We start from the raw sequence: 16,748 nt of genomic DNA, 5'->3' as shown, positions 1-16,748 counted from the left end.
TTGATATATGGCAACAGATTATGGTAAACTTTTTCTAATTCCTACGCGCTTAGGAGATAACCCTCCTCTAGAAGTACTTCCTATAGCTATAAAAAAGGTTATTGAAGAACTTGATAATTATATCGTTGAAAATGAAAAAACGGCACGTCGATTTATAAAAAGGGTCACACCTAATAAATCTCAGCCCTCGCTCAAAATCAATGTTCTGAATAAATATACCACTGAGGAAGAACGGAATAGTTATTTGGACCCTTGTTTAGCTGGAGAGTCTGTAGGTCTAATCTCCGAAGCTGGTTGCCCAGCTATTGCAGATCCTGGGTCTGATATTGTGAGCTTAGCTCATCAACTTAATATTGAAGTTGTACCCTTGGTAGGGCCATCTTCTATAATTCTAGCCTTAATGGCATCAGGAATGAACGGGCAAAGTTTTACATTTAATGGCTATTTACCTATTGAAAGGAATGAGAGGAAGATTAAACTAAAACAACTTGAACGCTTTTCGCAAGAAAATAATCAGGCACAGATTTTTATTGAAACACCTTATAGAAATATGAAGATGCTTGAAGATATAACCAAGTACCTTAATAATACTACAAGGGTTTGTATAGCTTGTGATCTTACATTACCTACTCAATCTATAAAAACACAAACCATTGAAAATTGGAAACTTAGTAATGAGGACTTTCACAAAAGACCTGCCATATTTATAATACAGAGGGACTAAAGAATAGCTTTAGCTTTTTTCTTAGCAAGTATTCCGGAGGTGTCATATCCGCTAAACTTCTTCATGTAGTATCTTACTGTAGACCCATAAGCATCAGAAAAGTTATGACCTCCATAGCTTCTAAGAAATTTCTTTACGCTTCCGGGACCAGCAAGATGCGCTGCGGCAAGGATTCCGGATTCTGATATTTTTACACCAGATATAACCTTACCTTGAAAGCGTTTAATATCCTTGCGCAAAATCCACTTATTGCGCTCTGCATTGGCTATAAAAGCTTTTTCTTGAAGTTCTGGCGTCTTTAGAAAATAATTAGGGTTGTAGATACCCAATAATTTTAATGTCTCAGATCCAAATTGGTATTTACCAAGGTAACCTAATGTATTCACTGTAAAATAATCACCACGAGATTCTTTAAATCCAAGTGCCTCTTTAAATCCTTCAAAAGATTTACCTAAGTGAGGTGTGAAATCATTAACTTGAGCTGCTTTTTCTGACTCAGAAATCATAGCCAAATCTTCACAAATATTATAATCTAGTTTTAATCCCTTCGTGGAGTATTGTTCTGGGTTTAAAGTAGAATCTGGATATAATGCTAGAGCGATTACTAAGCAGATTGAGAAGGGCCAAATAAAATTCTTAATGCCATTTATTGTCATAATAGCTAATTTTATTAGTAAAACACTTCCCCAAAACAGTTTTACTAAAATCGTGTGCAAAGATACGACATATCAAACCTGTAGGTAATATTGTCGATGAACTACAAAAAACAGCGGTTAAAAGTACAAAAAATGCCATTTGAATGCGCCTGTACTATTGTATTCCAAGGTCGGAAAAGGGACTTTTATTACATTCAAAATGTCTAAAATGGTCCTTAAAAAATTTGAATTTGTTTTAATTCTAGATAAATCAACATCTAAACTTAAAAAATACTGTCGTACTCTATTTTGGTTCGGAAAGGACTGGTCATTTGAGGCTCCTGTTAACATGCCTTTTCCACTATTTCCAAAAGCCAAGTTCAACCAATTTGGGAAAAAATCGGTCTTTAAAAAAGATTCTAGATTTGCACTAAGCCAATAGGTTTGCCCATTATAGTCTTTTAGCAGTTCCTCATAAAGCCCATTTCCAAGAACGCCTGGTCGTTGTTGGGCATAACTAGTTCTATGAAATGAATACTTAAGTGAAATGCGCTGTTCTTCCCAGAGCAACTCCTGACCTATATAAATTCCTGTTCCTAGAGCATTCGCCGCCATATCTGACCAAGAAAAGCCCCATTCTTCAGAAAATCCGTCCATTATTTCAACTGCTGTAAGAAACCCAAGTCCAAGCGTTCCCCCGTACAGTAACTGATCCCGCTTACTAACTCCGGCCCAATTAAGACTGTTCGCACTAAATCGTCCTATTTGATAAGAAGAAAAAACATGACCTAGTTTATCCATTTGTAGCCACTCTTTGGAATCATTAACCGTTTGAAAGCTTGACCTTTCGTAATCAGAATACCACAACTGATCTAGACTAATCAATGTGACCGATGCAAGAGCAACCTCCGAAATAACTACAGCATTTCTTCTGGTTTTGTTTAAAGAATCGCTGGGCTTTAAAAATTTATTTAGTCCTGACTGGCAATCCATGGAACCAGATATCAGCAAAAATGTAATTAAGGTAATTGAAAGCCTCAAGCCTAGCGGTTTATACCTTGTGACGATAAATAGTTCTGATACGCTTTAGCATTTCTATTGTGCGCAGATAGGTTTGTAGCAAATTTGTGATAACCTATTCTAGAAGCATCTGCAGCAAAATAATAGTAGTTATGCTCTTCTGCATTAAGTACCGCCTTAATTGCTGACAAATCGGGCATAGCGATAGGTCCAGGAGGCAAACCTGCATATTTATAAGTGTTGTAAGGCGAATCTATAGTTTTGTGTTTATTTAAAACACGACGAATTACTGTTCCTTGATACTCTGGCAATTGATATGCCGCAAATTTTAGCGTAGGGTCTGCCTGAAGCGGCATGCCGCTTTGTATTCTGTTTAAATAGACGCCTGCAACCCTAGGCTGTTCTTCTGGTTTCTTGGACTCTTCATGAACAATAGATGCAAGAGTTATCACTTCTTGAGGTGACAAACCTATAGCACTAGCTTTATCTAATCGCTCTTTACCCCAAAAACGCTTGTACTCGGTGAGCATTTTATCTCTAAATTGCCTTGCCGTTGTATTCCAGTAAAATTTATAACTATTCGGCAGATACATGCTCAAAGCTGTTTCCTTTTTAAATCCATTCTGCTCTAAAAACGTTTCATCAGACATCTCCTCTAATAAAGATATACTATCCGCTTCTATTTGCACGCTTATTCTTCCGGCTAAGTCTTTTAGACTATTTTGATTGTTAAATGAAGCTACCACTTCTAGACCTTTACCAATTCTTACAGAATTAATTATATCATTGTTGGTCATTCCCTTTTTAATTGCAAATTTACCTGACTTAATATTAGAGGTGTATTTTTTTTGCTTGGCCAAGGCATCGAAGGTTGACATATCCCTTAATAATGGGGAGAGCTGGTCTCTGACATCATTATATACAGCATTTGTGGGAATATAAATGTAAGCAACCTCATTGTTAAAGCTGGTATTAGGCTTAAACATGGCACCGTAGATGTAATATGCCACCGCGCCAAAAACAACTAGGCCAATTAAGGCAACGGCCCAAAGTATCTTTTTTATATACATAGATTTATGTCATTATTTTTTGCAGTAAGTAAACATGGTGATAAGCTTTTCCATCAAAGCGCCAATCTTTCTTAATTCCAACTTCAGTAAAACCCTGTCCCATAAACAACTTTAGACTATTAGAATTATTACAATCAATATTAGCATATAGCTGATGTAAATGAAGCACTTTAAAACTATATTCTGATAAAAGCTCTATCGCTTCAGCTCCAAAACCTTTATTTCTATTTTTAATATCTTTTATAATGATACCAACCCCTGCCCTCTTATTTTTAAAGTCAAAATCAAAAAGATCGATTAAACCCAAGGGTTCATCAGCATTAGAGCAAATAACCAAACGCAGCTGTTTAGCCTCATAAATGTCAGTTTTCGCATGCTCTAGGTATTGCTTTATAACGAATTGTGAATAGGGTGCTTGGGCATCACTTAGTTCCCAAAAACCCATATCGTTTTCAATATCGTAAACCAGATTTAAATCTTCTGGCTCTAAAGCTCTTAGATAAATATGCTCACCTTTTAGACTTACCATTTAACACTCCCCTTAAAGACCAATACTGCCGGACCAATAAGCCAAATATCCTCATAACCATTGTTCGTTGGCCTAAAGACTACTTTTAGCTCTCCGCCTTGAGTTCTAAGTTGTATTGCATTACTCTTTGTTTGTCCAGAACTATGCATAGCCAAAGCAACTGCGGTTACACCAGTACCACAAGACAGGGTTTCATCTTCAACTCCGCGTTCATAAGTGCGGACTCCGAAACGATTTTCAGATAAATTTTCAACAAAATTTATATTAGAACCCTTTTCGCCATAAGGTTCTCCATATCTTATTTGTGCTCCATTTGACTTTACATCAAATTCTCCTAATGATTTTACCATTTCAACATGATGAGGGGAACCCGTATCTAAAAACATGTGAGAGCTGAAAGTGTTAACTTCTCTGACATCTTTCATTTTTAGCCACACAGCACCATTCTCAATTCTTGCTTCATGAACACCATCAATCGCTGAAAATGAGGTGCTTTTGTTAATAATTTCAAGATGTTGTGCGAAAGCCGTTATGCAACGTCCTCCATTACCACACATACTACTTTCACGTCCATCTGCATTGTAATAAACCATTTTAAAATCTGAAATTTCGTCATTTTCCAGAAGTATTAAACCATCAGAACCGATGCCAAATCGTCTGTCACATAGTTCTGCTATGCGTTTGGTATCATTTTTGTCTATAAAATAATGACGATTATCAATTATGATAAAATCGTTTCCTGTACCCTGGTATTTGTAAAATTCAATTGTCATATGTGATGCAAATATAGTGTATTTGGAAATTTTTATAAGGGCCTAAATACCTATAAATAGTGACGTTAAATAGTCGTTAAAATTAATATTGAATTTCAATAAATATCTAAATTTAATCGTTAAATAAAATAAATTAAAACTGTAATTATGAAGAAGATTATAACTTTAGTTTGCGTTTCGGTTTTAGGTGGTTTATTAACACTAGGAGGATACAAATTATTCATAGAAAAAGATGAGCAGGCTGTTGTTTTAGAACAATCTACAGACACTCCCGTCTATGTACCTACCTACTCAAGTCCATCATACAATGTAAGCGCAGACTCACCAAATTTTGTGACTGCCGCAGAAAAATCAATTGATGCTGTTGTACATGTAAAAAATACTGCAATCGTTAGTGCTCCTATGACCATGTACGATTTATTCTCAGGAAGAAACTCTCAAAGAGCACAAGTAGGAACAGGTAGTGGCGTGATAATTTCACCAACAGGTTATATTGTTACAAATTATCACGTTATTAGAGATGCCAATGAAATAAGCATTACCTTGAATAATAACAAAATATTTAATGCTGAACTTATTGGTGCTGATGAGACCACCGATATTGCCCTCATAAAGATTGAAACTGAAGAGGACCTGCCATTCTTAGCTTTTGGCGATTCTGACAATGCAAAAATTGGAGAATGGGTTTTAGCAGTTGGAAATCCATTTAACCTTAATTCAACAGTTACCGCAGGAATTATTAGTGCAAAATCTAGAGACCTCTCAGGACAGAATATCCAGTCTTTTATCCAAACTGACGCTGCTGTAAACCCAGGTAACTCAGGAGGTGCTTTAGTTAACACTAATGGAGATTTAATAGGAATTAATACTGCAATTTCATCTAGAACAGGCTCATATATAGGCTATTCATTCGCAGTACCGAGTAATATCACTAGAAAAATTGTTAACGATATTATGGAGTATGGTAATGTACAAAACGGAATTTTAGGAGTTGTTGGAGGGGCTATTAATAGTAAATTTGCTGAAGCCAATGACTTAGACACAACCCAAGGTTTTTTTGTCAGTGATGTACAAGAAGATACTGGTGCTGAAATGGCAGGGATAAAAAGCGGTGACATTATAAAAAAGATAGATAATATAGAGATCAACAAATTCTCGGATTTATCAGGTTATTTAAAAACCAAAAGCCCAAATGATATTGTGGATGTTACGCTATTAAGGAATGGTGATATCGAAGTAGTGCCTGTCACTTTGCTAAAACCATCGGTAACATTACTTCAGCCAATCGGAGAAGTGAGAAATGCCTCTAAAAAAGATTTAAAACGCTACAATATAGAATACGGTGTAAAGATTTCAGATTTTAATGATGAATATGAACCCTATTTGAAGCGTGACGGTGTTGAAGAAGGCGGCATAATTACAAAAATAAACGGTCAAAAACTATACACAGTGGACGACGTCCAAAATGCACTAAAAACAAGAGATTTTAACAAGCCCATGTTTATTGAGGTTATTACTAAAGATGGTGAAAAACTAATTTATAAATTCTGATAAACGACCTATTTTTCGGTCATATAGAAACCCTTTGAAGTCAATTCTTTAAAGGGTTTTTATTTTCGACCAAATGCATTACGAAAACGTTTGAAATATATTACTTTTGCGCCGAATTATTAAACAAATACACCTAGAACAATGGGTCAAAACGACACTTACGAAAAAGAATTAGCCTTTCAAGCAGATAGACGCAGGGCAACGGTTGAGTTTATCAAAATCGTCAGCGATTTATGGTACGACAAATCTATAGAGCTAGTTCTATTTAGGAACCAACTTATTGATAGAAATGTAAGTGAAATTCTTAACCTGCATGAGTATGCCGGTGAGTTTGTTCAGAAACCTATTTCTATTTTTGATTCTGTTGAAATTGCACAAGCTATAATCGATTTAAACCTACCTCCTGCTAAACTAGATATTGGTAAACTCACTTATGAGTATCATGTTGAAGACCAAAAATATAATAACGCTACTCAATTTGTTGCAGCTAAACTAGGTGATGCTAAAAACAACAAGAGTGTAGAACCTAAAGATGTTGTGCTATATGGGTTTGGACGAATAGGTAGACTTGTAGCTCGCGAATTAATGACAAGAACTGGTTCTGGCAGCCAACTAAGGCTTAGAGCTATTGTCACAAGGGGAGCTATTGATGAAACTGTATTAGAGAAAAGAGCCTCTTTACTAAGAAACGACTCCGTTCATGGTGATTTTTCTGGCATGGTTGCTATTGATGCCAAAAATGAAGCTCTAATAATCAATGGAACTACCGTAAAAGTTATTTCTTCTAATGCGCCAGAAGATATCGACTACACAAAATATGGCATAAAAAATGCTTTGGTCATTGATAATACAGGAGCTTTTAGGGACAAAGAAAATTTGAACAGACACTTAAAATCAGAAGGAATTGATAAAGTCTTATTAACAGCTCCGGGTAAAGGAGTTCCTAATATTGTACATGGTGTTAACCATTTAGAAAATGACCCAGACAAGGTTAAAATATTTTCTGCAGCTTCTTGCACTACAAACGCCATCACACCAATATTAAAAGCAGTAGAGGATTCATTTGGAATTAAATCTGGACATTTAGAAACCATCCATGCTTATACAAATGATCAAAATTTAGTTGACAACTTCCATAAAAAATACAGAAGGGGACGTGCTGCTGGCCTCAATATGGTAATAACAGAAACAGGTGCTGGCCAAGCTGTTAGTAAAGCCCTTCCGTCTTTAGATGGAAAACTTACATCCAACGCGATACGAGTACCAGTCCCAAATGGATCGTTAGCGATTTTAAATTTAGAATTAGATAAGAAGACTAGTGTAGAAAGCATGAATACCATAATGAAAAAATATGCACTAGAAGGGAGTTTAGTAGAACAGATAAAGTATGAAATGAGCGACGAACTTGTATCTAGTGATATTGTAGGAAGCTCAGCACCATCTATTTACGACAGTAAGGCAACTATAGTGAGACCAGATGGTAAGAATGTGATTCTTTACATTTGGTATGATAATGAATATGGTTATAGTCATCAAGTTATTCGTCTGGCAAAATATATTGCCAAAGTAAGACGCTTCGCCTACTATTAGAACATCCAAAACTTATAGAAACAACGTATATAAAATAGCCTCTCAATTTGTGGGGCTATTTGTTTACATCTATATCTTGATTCCTGTTTGAAAATTATTATCTTGGCAATCACTTTTATTACAACCACTAAACCAAAAAATCGATGAATTCCGCTTTAAAAATTGGTCTAATCATAATCCTAGCCTTAAACTTTCAATTTATAGAAGCACAGGCTAAAGAAGAAAAAAAAGAGGATAAGCTTTCCTTAAATAGCGGAACAATAGACAATCAATTTGAATATGTCATTCAGCGCTCAAATCGCTACCAAGAATTTAAGGTTGTTAAACAAACTTGGCTATACGCACTTAAGGCACACACCTTAGATTCTTTAAAGGCATTACATAAAGAATTATCCGATACCCAAGCTATCGTTGATGGTCAAGCTTCTAATATTGAAACATTACAAACTAATTTGGCAAATACCCAAACCACTTTAGAAGAAACAGAAGAAGAAAAAAATAACATGATGCTTTTTGGTGTTCAAATGGGCAAAACCAACTACAATATTCTAATGTGGAGCATCATAGCTGCATTACTATCGCTTTTACTTTTTTTCATTTATAAATTTAAAAATAGTAATGCCCTAACTCGTGAAGCCAAACTTAAGTTAGATGAAGTTGAAACCGAATTTGAAGAGCACAGGCGTACAGCTCTAGAGCGCGAACAAAAGGTAAGACGTCAACTTCAGGATGAATTAAACAAGAACAAGGCTAAGAGCTAATATTCTTCCACAGAAAGTCATTGACTTATTTTATACCAATGACGAATAACAATAAAAAGTATTTAATAGTTCTTTATTGTAAAACCAAAGGTTAAGAAGGTATCATTTTGAGCTTGATTTTCTATAACAATACTCTCAAACGTATGGATATAGTTAATCTTAAAGTTTAAAAAGTCAAAAATCGGAAGTTCAATACCAAAATCTGTTTGCCAACGATAGTTATTAGAATGTTCTAAAGATGGTTGGTAATAACTTTCATGAGTAAGAATCAATTTATCCTTAAAAATCTGATACTTCCCGTTAAACCATAGTGTTGCCCTCATGGTGTTAATGGCATTTTTACCGTCATATTCAGATATATTGAAGTTGGTTTCATTAAACCGTGTTTGCTCGTATTCACTAGACAATGCTACTTTGAGCCAATTCTTTTTAGTATTTAATATTTGATAGGTTAATCCAACACCAAAAAGAGATCTTAAATCAATTTCTCGTCTAAAGTTTGTACTTATAAAGCCTAAAGCTAAAGGATATAGTTTGCGCTCCGGATTGAGATATAAAAAATTTAAGCTCAATATATCTTCATCTGCCTTTTCACGGCCAAACTCTTGATAGATGTAAGAGTTTTTTGTTTTAAATACCCAATTGTTCAATGGCTTAAAGCTTACTTCCGACTTGGCTCTAAAAATCACCGTTTCTACATTACCTCCTTGAAAAAAACCTGTTAATGAAAGATTAGCTTTTAATTTTAAAGAGTCGCTTTCATTAATTTGTGCCACAAGTAAAGTTGGAAAAAACAATAACAGCAACAACTTCTTTTTCATAATTTCAGTACTAAAAATAATTACTTTTTTAAAGGGCGCAAGATAAAAATTTCTGTGTATTACATCTATCCATACTTAGATAAAGAAATTGTAACTTTGAATAATCGGACAATCCACAGCGAATGAAATTCAGATTTATATACCTTCTATTAGCGCTAATTGGATTAATAGCTACGTGGTACTTTAATTTTCAATTTTACGCAACAGCAAATGATACATCAATTATCAATTTTATAAACCAAACGGTTACCACAATTCCAGCAAAATCTATTTCTGCGGACATATCGGTAGTGGCTACCACGTTTTTGATTTGGATGGTGCACGAATCGCTAAGACTGAAAATAAAGTATTGGTGGATTATTATTCCATTAACATTTTTGGTTGCTTTAGCTTGTAGTTTTCCTGTGTTTCTTTTTATGCGTGATAGGCATTTGGAGCGCCTATCAAAAACCGAAGGTCATGATATCTATAATTAATGAACTTTACTGTCAAAAAAAATAATTTTAATCAATGAAACTCAAACTAACTGCAATTCTTATATTATTATCTCTCATCGTATCTTCTCAAGAATTAAACTGCTGTAATACAGAAGACGAGGTAAAATCAATGATTGAAGGGAATTGGATGCTAAAAAATGTAGAGCATATTAGCAATTTTGAATATTCTTTTTTAGAAAATATAGCTATATGCATTATAAAACAAGAATTCAACATCGACTCCGAAAATAAGGCCGTCATTAACCACAAAACCGATTTAAAAATATCTAAAGATGAAATTGGATATATCCTAGAGTGGAACTCGGATATTTTTCGTTGGAATGCAAGAATCGTAAAACTAAAATCACGCAAAATGGTTATCGAAATAAATGGTTCACAAATAGAATTCAAAAAAATAGGGACAAAAGCGTAAATACAAATTCTGTAGAATTTAATTAAAGTTATCTTTACCCAGATTTAGTTTGTATGCGCATAGATATTATAACCGTTCTTCCAGAGCTTTTAAAAAGTCCATTCGAAGCTTCTATTCTAAAAAGAGCTATCGATGCTAATTTAGTGCAAGTACATTTTCATAATTTAAGAGATTACACAACAGACAACTACAAATCGGTTGATGACTATCAATTTGGAGGAGGTGCTGGTATGGTAATGATGATCGAGCCAATCGATAAGTGTATTTCTAAACTCAAAAGTGAGAGACAATACGATGAAATAATTTACATGACGCCAGATGGTGAAAGGTTAGAACAAAAGTTGGCTAATCAGATTTCGCTCAAAGAAAATATCATAATCCTCTGTGGTCATTATAAAGGTGTAGATCAACGGGTTAGAGATAAATTTATAACTAAAGAAATCTCAATTGGAGACTACGTTCTATCCGGAGGAGAACTAGGTGCAGCTGTATTGTGTGACGCTGTTATACGACTAATTCCTGGTGTTTTGGGTAATGAGACATCAGCCTTAACGGATTCTTTCCAAGACAACCTATTGGCTCCTCCTATCTACACGAGGCCTCGCGAATATAAAGGAATGAAAGTTCCTGAGGTTCTATTTAGCGGTAATTTCCCTAAAATTGAGAAATGGCGTGAGGAGCAAGCAATGGCGCGAACTAAAGAGCTAAGACCAGATTTACTCAAGGAGTAAAAAACTTAGAGTTTTTTTCTTTTAACTTTTAACTTTTTAGCTATCTTTGCACGCACTTTTAGATTAACCTCTGGCGAGAATCGTGAATGTTGGTTTAAAACAACCACTAATTAAGAAAAAATGAATTCTTTAGTAAAATTTGTACAAGACGAATTTGTAACAAAAAAAGACTTTCCAGAATTTAGTGCTGGAGATACTATTACAGTATATTACGAAATTAAAGAGGGCAGTAAAACACGTACACAGTTTTTTAAAGGTGTAGTTTTACAGCGAAAAGGTTCTGGAACATCGGAAACCTTCACAATCCGCAAAATGTCGGGAACTATTGGTGTAGAGCGTATATTTCCTGTGAATTTGCCAGCGCTGCAAAAAGTCGAAGTAAATAAACGAGGTAAAGTTAGAAGAGCTCGTATATTCTACTTTAGGGGATTAACTGGTAAAAAAGCAAGAATAAAAGAAGTGAGAAGGTAATAAATCTCAGATTTAAAATAAGAAGACCTTCATTTTTGAAGGTCTTTTTGTTTATTAACTTTTGTTAATATCTCTGGTGCATAAGATGTGGATATCTTAGTCGTAGAAATATTTCATTAGTGCTAATAAAAATTTACTTTAGTGGAAGATTTAATAACAAACAGTGTTTGGTTTTAAAGTTTTCTTTGAATTTATGTTAAATCTTTACAAAGAATGTTCTTTATATATTTAGATTATTTTTTGAGGTCGATAAGCGAGCTTGTGTAGGCGAGTAAGCAAGTTGATCAAGAAATTTTAGAGTTATGGTATGCCTTCGGTAGACCATTAGTTTTAAAACGGAAAGCCTGGAAAAAGTAGCATAATCGAAAGTGATTGCGAAAAGGATAGGCAATGCAGTAAAACGAGTTATTCACGAAAGTGAGTGACTTAAATTAAAGCATCAAGAAAAGTAATCTCAATGGATTTAGTTTCGTCAGGTCAATACATTTTGAAAGAAGAGATTAAGTCCAAATTGAAGTAGAAAACTTTGAACTGAAAAGGATGACAACAATTGTTGTGCAGCTGAGTTAGCGGAAGCTAAATAGGTCATGTGAGTACTGCTTCAATGAAAGCCATGTCAGCGCAGTCTAACTGTTGTGATATGGCTTTTTTTTAGGGCTTAACCATTTTTGGGTATGTGTCTTTTACTTTAAGATATGAATGAGATTAAACTTACGTTAAAAGCAGTGAATTAAATTTTGACCTTTCATAAATTAGCAAAAAAATTATGAATGGTTAAATTCATTTCAAGCAGTGTCTTTATTTTTCTAATATTTTCGGGTTCTATTCTCGCCCAAGAAAAGTTCACATTTAGCGGTACGGTTTTAGACAATCAAAGTAATGAAACTTTAATAGGTGTTAATATTGTCATTCCAGAATTAGGATCCGGAACCATGACCAATGAATATGGCTTTTTCTCAATAACTCTTCCAGAAGGCACCTATAAAATTCAAATCAGCTATTTAGGGTTTAAAACCGTGTTAGAAACCATTGAATTAAACCAAAATATATCTAAGACATATAAACTAGACGAAGCAGCAGAAAGTTTAGATGAAGTTTTAATCAAAGAAGATGTAGAGCGATTGAATATTAAAAAGCCTCAAATGAGTGTTAATGCACTCTCCATACAAACTATAAAAAATATGCCTGTTGTTCTGGGAGAAGTAGATGTTATCAAGTCCATAACTTTACTGCCTGGCGTCACCAATGCAGGCGAAGGATCCTCAGGTTTTAACGTAAGAGGTGGTGCAGCAGATCAAAACTTAATTCTGTTAGATGAAGCCATCATTTTTAACTCTTCACATTTATTCGGTTTCTTTTCAGTGTTTAATCCAGATGCTATAAAAGATTTGAAATTATACAAAGGAGGCATACCTGCTAAATATGGCGGACGTGTTTCATCCGTACTAGATATCTATCAAAAAGAAGGGAATAGTAACCAGTTTAAAATGAATGGTGGGATAGGCCTTGTTTCCAGTAGATTACTTGCAGAGGGTCCTGTAAAAAAAGAAAAAGGATCTTTTCTCTTCGGTGGTCGTAGCAGCTATGCACATTTATTTTTACCACTCTTCGATTTAGATAATGTTGCTTACTTCTATGATTTAAATACGAAATTGAGTTACAAACTCAATGAAAGAAATAGTATTTTCCTCTCAGGATACTTCGGTAGAGATGTATTCAGTATTCAAGATAGTTTTGAAAACACTTATGGAAACTCTGTAATAAATTTTAGATGGAATCATTTATTTTCTGATAAACTGTTTTCTAATTTATCATTGATTTACTCTGATTATTACTACGGTCTAGACCTTAACTTCGTAGGGTTTGAATGGGAATCTGGTATAAGAAATTTTAATGCTAAATATGATTTTAAACATTACATAAGTAATAATTTTAAATTAGAATACGGATTAAATAGTATCTATTACAAATTTAATCCGGGAGAAATCAATCCTAATACACCAGATTCTGGTATAAATCCGTTTAAACTAACTGATAAATACGCATTTGAAAACGCCATTTACATTGATGCAGAGCATAAATTGTCTAATAGACTGTCAGTTAGCTATGGGGCAAGACTAAGTGTTTTTCATCGTTTAGGACAAGATGAATTAAATATTTACGACAATGACAATCCTGTAATTTTTAATGAAACTCTTGGTGTTTACCAAAAAGCAGAACCCATTGGCACAGAGGGTTTTAAACGAAGTGATGTTATTGAGTCCTTTGCTAATATTGAACCAAGACTTGCTGTAGCTTATCAATTAAATGACAAATCATCCATTAAGGCAAGTTACAACCGCATGGCTCAATACCTACATTTATTATCAAATACAAATTCACCAACACCACTAGATGTTTGGACACCTAGCGGAAGTTATATTGAGCCTCAGTTGCTCGATCAAATCGCTCTTGGATATTTTAGAACTTTTAAAGACAACGAATTTTCATTAGAAGTTGAGACCTTTTTTAAAACTATACAAAATCGAATTGACTACATTGACGGTGCAGATTTAATTGCTAATAATGCCATAGAACAAGTCATCTTAAATGGAGAAGCTAGAGCATATGGACTAGAAATACTCTTTAGAAAAAATGAGGGAAGGTTTAAAGGTTGGCTGTCGTACACCCTTTCTAAATCAGAACAACGCACACCAGGCCGCACACCTATTGAACCTGGAATTAATAATGGTGAATGGTACAGAACCCCTTTCGACAAAACACATGATATTTCCATTACGGCTACTTATGAGTTGAACAAAAAATGGACCATAAACTCAAACTTCCTCTTCCAAACAGGTTTACCTGGTACGTTTCCCAACGGGCAGTATGAGTATAATGGTATAGTAGTTCCAAGTTTTGAAGCAAGAAACTCAAGTAGACTTCCTGCTTACCACAGGTTAGATATTTCAGCAAACTACAATCCAAATCCTAATAGTCAAAAAAAGTTTAAAGGAGAATGGGTATTTGGAATATATAATATTTACAATAGAAGAAATGCTGTGAATATTCAATTTAGGGAAAATCGTATGACAGGTGTTAATGAGGCAACAAGATTAGCTATTTTCGGTATTGTACCCTCAGTATCTTATAATTTTAAATTTTAAATTATGCACAAGTTTATAAGAATTTGTTTAATGGCATTTTTAATTTATAGCTGTGAAGATGTTATTGATATTGAACTAAATGAAGCTCCGCCGCGTTTAGTAATTGACGCATCAATTAGTTGGTTTAAAAATACTACTGGCAACGAGCAAAGTATTCGATTAAGCTTAACTGCGCCATTTTTCAATGATTCTGTGCCTCCCGCAAACGGTGCAACAGTAACGATTGCCGATTCTAGTGGAAATATTTATGATTTTATTGAAGATGGCAATACAGGTATCTACAGAACAACCAACTTTGTCCCAATAATTGACGAAACTTACACACTTACAGTAATTTACGAAGGAGAAGAATATACTGGCGAAGAATCACTTAAATCGGTAGTTCCAATTGACTTTGTTGAACAAAATAATGATGGTGGTTTCTCAGGTGAAGATATTGAGCTTAAAGCGTTTTACACCGACCCTGCAGGCATTGAGAATTTTTATTTTTTTGAATTTTTAAGCGATATCGCTGTAGTGCCTACTTTAGAAGTCTATGAAGATAGATTTACAGATGGTAACCAAATATTTGGGTTTTATACTGAAGAAGATTTAGAAGCAGGTGATATTGTCACTATAAGAAACTATGGAGTCTCCAGTACATTTTACCAATTCATGTTTATTTTACTTCAGCAAGGAAGTGATGAATCTGGTGGTCCATTTGAAACACAACCAGCAACGGTCAGAGGCAATTGTATTAATGAGACCAACCCAGAAAACTTTCCTTTCGGTTACTTTAGAGTTTCGGAAGTAGATGAGGTAATATACACCGTGTTATAAGTACATTGCTGATAACCTTAGTAATTCAATTGTTGTAATTATACCTACCTTTATCTCATGACTTTTATTAAAACAACAGAACAAGATTCTTATTACGACAATCTAGAAAATATGTCCATTAATCAGATTGTAACTAAAATCAATGACGAAGATAAAACAGTTCCTCTAGCTGTTGAAAAGGCAATACCTAATATAGAAGCTTTAATTTGTGAGGTAGTTAACAAACTTAAAAATGGCGGAAGGTTATTTTATATGGGTGCAGGGACAAGTGGGAGATTAGGTATTTTAGACGCATCCGAATGTCCACCAACTTTTGGAGTGCCTCATAATTTAGTTATTGGATTAATTGCTGGAGGAGATTCCGCCATTAGAAAAGCAGTTGAGCATGCTGAGGACTCGACAACGCAAGGTTGGGAAGATTTAAAAAATTATGATGTTTCATCAAAAGATATTGTAATAGGTATTGCAGCTTCCGGAACAACACCTTATGTTGTCCATGCACTCAAGCGCTGCAATAATGAAGGTATTTCAACGGGCTGTATTACTTGTAATACTAAAAGTCCTTTAGACCTTACTGCAAGATTTCCAATCGTAATTAACGTAGGACCAGAATTTTTAACTGGTAGCTCACGGATGAAAGCCGGCACTGCTCAAAAACTTGTTTTAAATATGATTACTACTACTACCATGATTCAGCTTGGACGAGTCAAAGGGAATAAGATGGTAGACATGCAGTTGAGCAATAATAAATTGGTTGATAGAGGTGTAAGAATGATTATGAAAGAACTAAGTATATCAAAAGATGAAGCAGAAAAACTACTAAGACAACATAAAAGCGTGCGAAAAAGTATTGACCATGGAAAACGATAATAAAACCGACAAAGAGTTATTAGGTAAAGGTCTGAAGAGAATGGGCGTTTGCCTTTTATTTATGTTTTTGGGTCCAACAGCACTTCATTTAGCCTTTAGTAATGATGAAAAACCCCTCTATATACCTTTATTAATTTTCGCTTTAATGCTTTGTGTTCTAGCCATCGTGTTTCTCTTTCTTGGGATCAATACGATAATGAATAGTATATTCAAAAAAAAGTAAGTAGGACTTGTAGAAAACAAAAAAAAGCCCTTTGCATTAAGCAAAGGGCTTTCAAAAAAGGCGGCGACCTACTCTCCCACAAGTAAGCAGTACCATCGGCGCTAA

18 protein-coding genes are annotated in these 16,748 nt (G+C 34.6%); 12 read left to right on the top strand and 6 right to left on the bottom strand.

What is annotated here, in order from left to right:
* The first annotated feature begins 7 nt into the window (after positions 1–7).
* Positions 8–724, top strand: coding sequence for an SAM-dependent methyltransferase (locus tag J4050_RS11295; RefSeq protein ID WP_208154695.1), 717 nt, complete (start codon positions 8–10; stop codon positions 722–724).
* Here the strand turns inward: J4050_RS11295 and J4050_RS11290 are convergent.
* From J4050_RS11290 to dapF, 5 genes are all read right to left on the bottom strand, one after another.
* A complete protein-coding gene (locus J4050_RS11290) occupies positions 721–1,380 on the bottom strand; it encodes a peptidoglycan-binding protein LysM (protein ID WP_208154694.1) in 660 nt (219 codons plus the stop codon). The two genes, J4050_RS11295 and J4050_RS11290, sit on opposite strands and share 4 nt — an antisense overlap.
* 117 nt (positions 1,381–1,497) lie before the next feature.
* The gene (locus tag J4050_RS11285; RefSeq protein ID WP_347879114.1) at positions 1,498–2,400 is read right to left on the bottom strand and encodes a DUF2279 domain-containing protein; all 903 of its coding nucleotides are present in this window, start codon (positions 2,398–2,400) and stop codon (positions 1,498–1,500) included.
* A 2-nt stretch (positions 2,401–2,402) separates the two neighbouring features.
* Entirely contained in the window at positions 2,403–3,449 is a 1,047-nt protein-coding gene (gene mltG / locus J4050_RS11280; protein WP_208154693.1) for an endolytic transglycosylase MltG, read from the bottom strand.
* Positions 3,450–3,453: 4 nt separating this feature from the next.
* The gene (locus J4050_RS11275) at positions 3,454–3,978 is read right to left on the bottom strand and encodes a GNAT family N-acetyltransferase (protein ID WP_208154692.1); all 525 of its coding nucleotides are present in this window, start codon (positions 3,976–3,978) and stop codon (positions 3,454–3,456) included.
* Complete coding sequence (gene dapF, locus J4050_RS11270; RefSeq protein WP_208154691.1) at positions 3,972–4,751, bottom strand: diaminopimelate epimerase; 780 nt, start codon at positions 4,749–4,751, stop codon at positions 3,972–3,974. Before dapF ends, J4050_RS11275 begins: the two co-directional genes overlap by 7 nt.
* Positions 4,752–4,898: 147 nt before the next feature.
* Here dapF and J4050_RS11265 point away from each other — a divergent pair, with 147 nt between their 5' ends.
* The 3 genes from J4050_RS11265 (at position 4,899) to J4050_RS11255 (ending at position 8,653) form a co-directional block, all read left to right on the top strand.
* Positions 4,899–6,302 carry a trypsin-like peptidase domain-containing protein gene (locus J4050_RS11265; protein WP_208154690.1) on the top strand — a complete coding sequence of 468 codons (1,404 nt, stop codon included), beginning with the start codon at positions 4,899–4,901 and terminating at the stop codon, positions 6,300–6,302.
* 141 nt (positions 6,303–6,443) lie between these two features.
* A complete protein-coding gene (locus J4050_RS11260) occupies positions 6,444–7,892 on the top strand; it encodes a glyceraldehyde-3-phosphate dehydrogenase (protein ID WP_208154689.1) in 1,449 nt (482 codons plus the stop codon).
* A gap of 143 nt (positions 7,893–8,035) precedes the next feature.
* Positions 8,036–8,653: a tRNA (guanine-N1)-methyltransferase gene (locus J4050_RS11255; RefSeq protein ID WP_208154688.1), complete on the top strand. Its 618-nt coding sequence runs from the start codon at positions 8,036–8,038 to the stop codon at positions 8,651–8,653.
* A 62-nt stretch (positions 8,654–8,715) separates the two neighbouring features.
* Here the strand turns inward: J4050_RS11255 and J4050_RS11250 are convergent, their stop codons facing one another.
* On the bottom strand, positions 8,716–9,474 hold the full coding sequence (locus tag J4050_RS11250; protein WP_208154687.1) for a DUF481 domain-containing protein: 759 nt from the start codon (positions 9,472–9,474) through the stop codon (positions 8,716–8,718).
* Between the two features lie 122 nt (positions 9,475–9,596).
* Here J4050_RS11250 and J4050_RS11245 point away from each other — a divergent pair, with 122 nt between their 5' ends.
* From J4050_RS11245 to J4050_RS15330, 8 genes are all read left to right on the top strand, one after another.
* Positions 9,597–9,950, top strand: a complete 354-nt coding sequence (locus tag J4050_RS11245) for a DUF2834 domain-containing protein (protein WP_208154686.1) — start codon at positions 9,597–9,599, stop codon at positions 9,948–9,950.
* Positions 9,951–9,984: 34 nt separating this feature from the next.
* The gene (locus J4050_RS11240) at positions 9,985–10,383 is read left to right on the top strand and encodes a hypothetical protein (protein ID WP_208154685.1); all 399 of its coding nucleotides are present in this window, start codon (positions 9,985–9,987) and stop codon (positions 10,381–10,383) included.
* Between the two features lie 53 nt (positions 10,384–10,436).
* Positions 10,437–11,114, top strand: coding sequence for a tRNA (guanosine(37)-N1)-methyltransferase TrmD (trmD, locus tag J4050_RS11235; protein WP_208154684.1), 678 nt, complete (start codon positions 10,437–10,439; stop codon positions 11,112–11,114).
* A 120-nt stretch (positions 11,115–11,234) separates the two neighbouring features.
* Entirely contained in the window at positions 11,235–11,585 is a 351-nt protein-coding gene (rplS, locus tag J4050_RS11230; RefSeq protein ID WP_208154683.1) for a 50S ribosomal protein L19, read from the top strand.
* Between the two features lie 770 nt (positions 11,586–12,355).
* A complete protein-coding gene (locus tag J4050_RS11225; protein ID WP_208154682.1) occupies positions 12,356–14,731 on the top strand; it encodes a TonB-dependent receptor in 2,376 nt (791 codons plus the stop codon).
* Between the two features lie 3 nt (positions 14,732–14,734).
* Positions 14,735–15,550, top strand: coding sequence for a DUF4249 family protein (locus tag J4050_RS11220; protein WP_208154681.1), 816 nt, complete (start codon positions 14,735–14,737; stop codon positions 15,548–15,550).
* A 57-nt stretch (positions 15,551–15,607) separates the two neighbouring features.
* Complete coding sequence (murQ, locus tag J4050_RS11215) at positions 15,608–16,420, top strand: N-acetylmuramic acid 6-phosphate etherase (protein ID WP_208154680.1); 813 nt, start codon at positions 15,608–15,610, stop codon at positions 16,418–16,420.
* Positions 16,407–16,643 (top strand): DUF6095 family protein, encoded by a 237-nt coding sequence (locus J4050_RS15330; RefSeq protein WP_279588374.1) that lies wholly within the window; start codon positions 16,407–16,409, stop codon positions 16,641–16,643. Before murQ ends, J4050_RS15330 begins: the two co-directional genes overlap by 14 nt.
* Positions 16,644–16,748 lie beyond the last annotated feature (105 nt).

It is taken from the genome of Winogradskyella pelagia, from assembly GCF_017581965.1.
In the GTDB taxonomy this organism is placed as follows: Bacteria; Bacteroidota; Bacteroidia; order Flavobacteriales; family Flavobacteriaceae; genus Winogradskyella; species Winogradskyella pelagia.
The sequence above is the reverse complement of the archived record's forward strand: the minus strand, read 5'-3'. Positions and strand labels throughout refer to the sequence as shown.

Bases quoted from the DNA above. Each gene is read 5' to 3' on its own strand.
- J4050_RS11260 (WP_208154689.1), top strand. From the start codon at position 6,444: ATGGGTCAAAACGACACTTACGAAAAAGAATTAGCCTTTCAAGCAGAT.
- trmD (WP_208154684.1), top strand. From the start codon at position 10,437: ATGCGCATAGATATTATAACCGTTCTTCCAGAGCTTTTAAAAAGTCCA.
- dapF (WP_208154691.1), bottom strand. From the start codon at position 4,751: ATGACAATTGAATTTTACAAATACCAGGGTACAGGAAACGATTTTATC.
- J4050_RS11250 (WP_208154687.1), bottom strand. From the start codon at position 9,474: ATGAAAAAGAAGTTGTTGCTGTTATTGTTTTTTCCAACTTTACTTGTG.
- murQ (WP_208154680.1), top strand. From the start codon at position 15,608: ATGACTTTTATTAAAACAACAGAACAAGATTCTTATTACGACAATCTA.
- J4050_RS11225 (WP_208154682.1), top strand. From the start codon at position 12,356: ATGGTTAAATTCATTTCAAGCAGTGTCTTTATTTTTCTAATATTTTCG.
- J4050_RS11290 (WP_208154694.1), bottom strand. From the start codon at position 1,380: ATGACAATAAATGGCATTAAGAATTTTATTTGGCCCTTCTCAATCTGC.
- J4050_RS11245 (WP_208154686.1), top strand. From the start codon at position 9,597: ATGAAATTCAGATTTATATACCTTCTATTAGCGCTAATTGGATTAATA.
- J4050_RS11240 (WP_208154685.1), top strand. From the start codon at position 9,985: ATGAAACTCAAACTAACTGCAATTCTTATATTATTATCTCTCATCGTA.
- J4050_RS11265 (WP_208154690.1), top strand. From the start codon at position 4,899: ATGAAGAAGATTATAACTTTAGTTTGCGTTTCGGTTTTAGGTGGTTTA.
- J4050_RS11255 (WP_208154688.1), top strand. From the start codon at position 8,036: ATGAATTCCGCTTTAAAAATTGGTCTAATCATAATCCTAGCCTTAAAC.
- J4050_RS11220 (WP_208154681.1), top strand. From the start codon at position 14,735: ATGCACAAGTTTATAAGAATTTGTTTAATGGCATTTTTAATTTATAGC.
- J4050_RS11295 (WP_208154695.1), top strand. From the start codon at position 8: ATGGCAACAGATTATGGTAAACTTTTTCTAATTCCTACGCGCTTAGGA.
- J4050_RS15330 (WP_279588374.1), top strand. From the start codon at position 16,407: ATGGAAAACGATAATAAAACCGACAAAGAGTTATTAGGTAAAGGTCTG.
- mltG (WP_208154693.1), bottom strand. From the start codon at position 3,449: ATGTATATAAAAAAGATACTTTGGGCCGTTGCCTTAATTGGCCTAGTT.
- J4050_RS11275 (WP_208154692.1), bottom strand. From the start codon at position 3,978: ATGGTAAGTCTAAAAGGTGAGCATATTTATCTAAGAGCTTTAGAGCCA.
- rplS (WP_208154683.1), top strand. From the start codon at position 11,235: ATGAATTCTTTAGTAAAATTTGTACAAGACGAATTTGTAACAAAAAAA.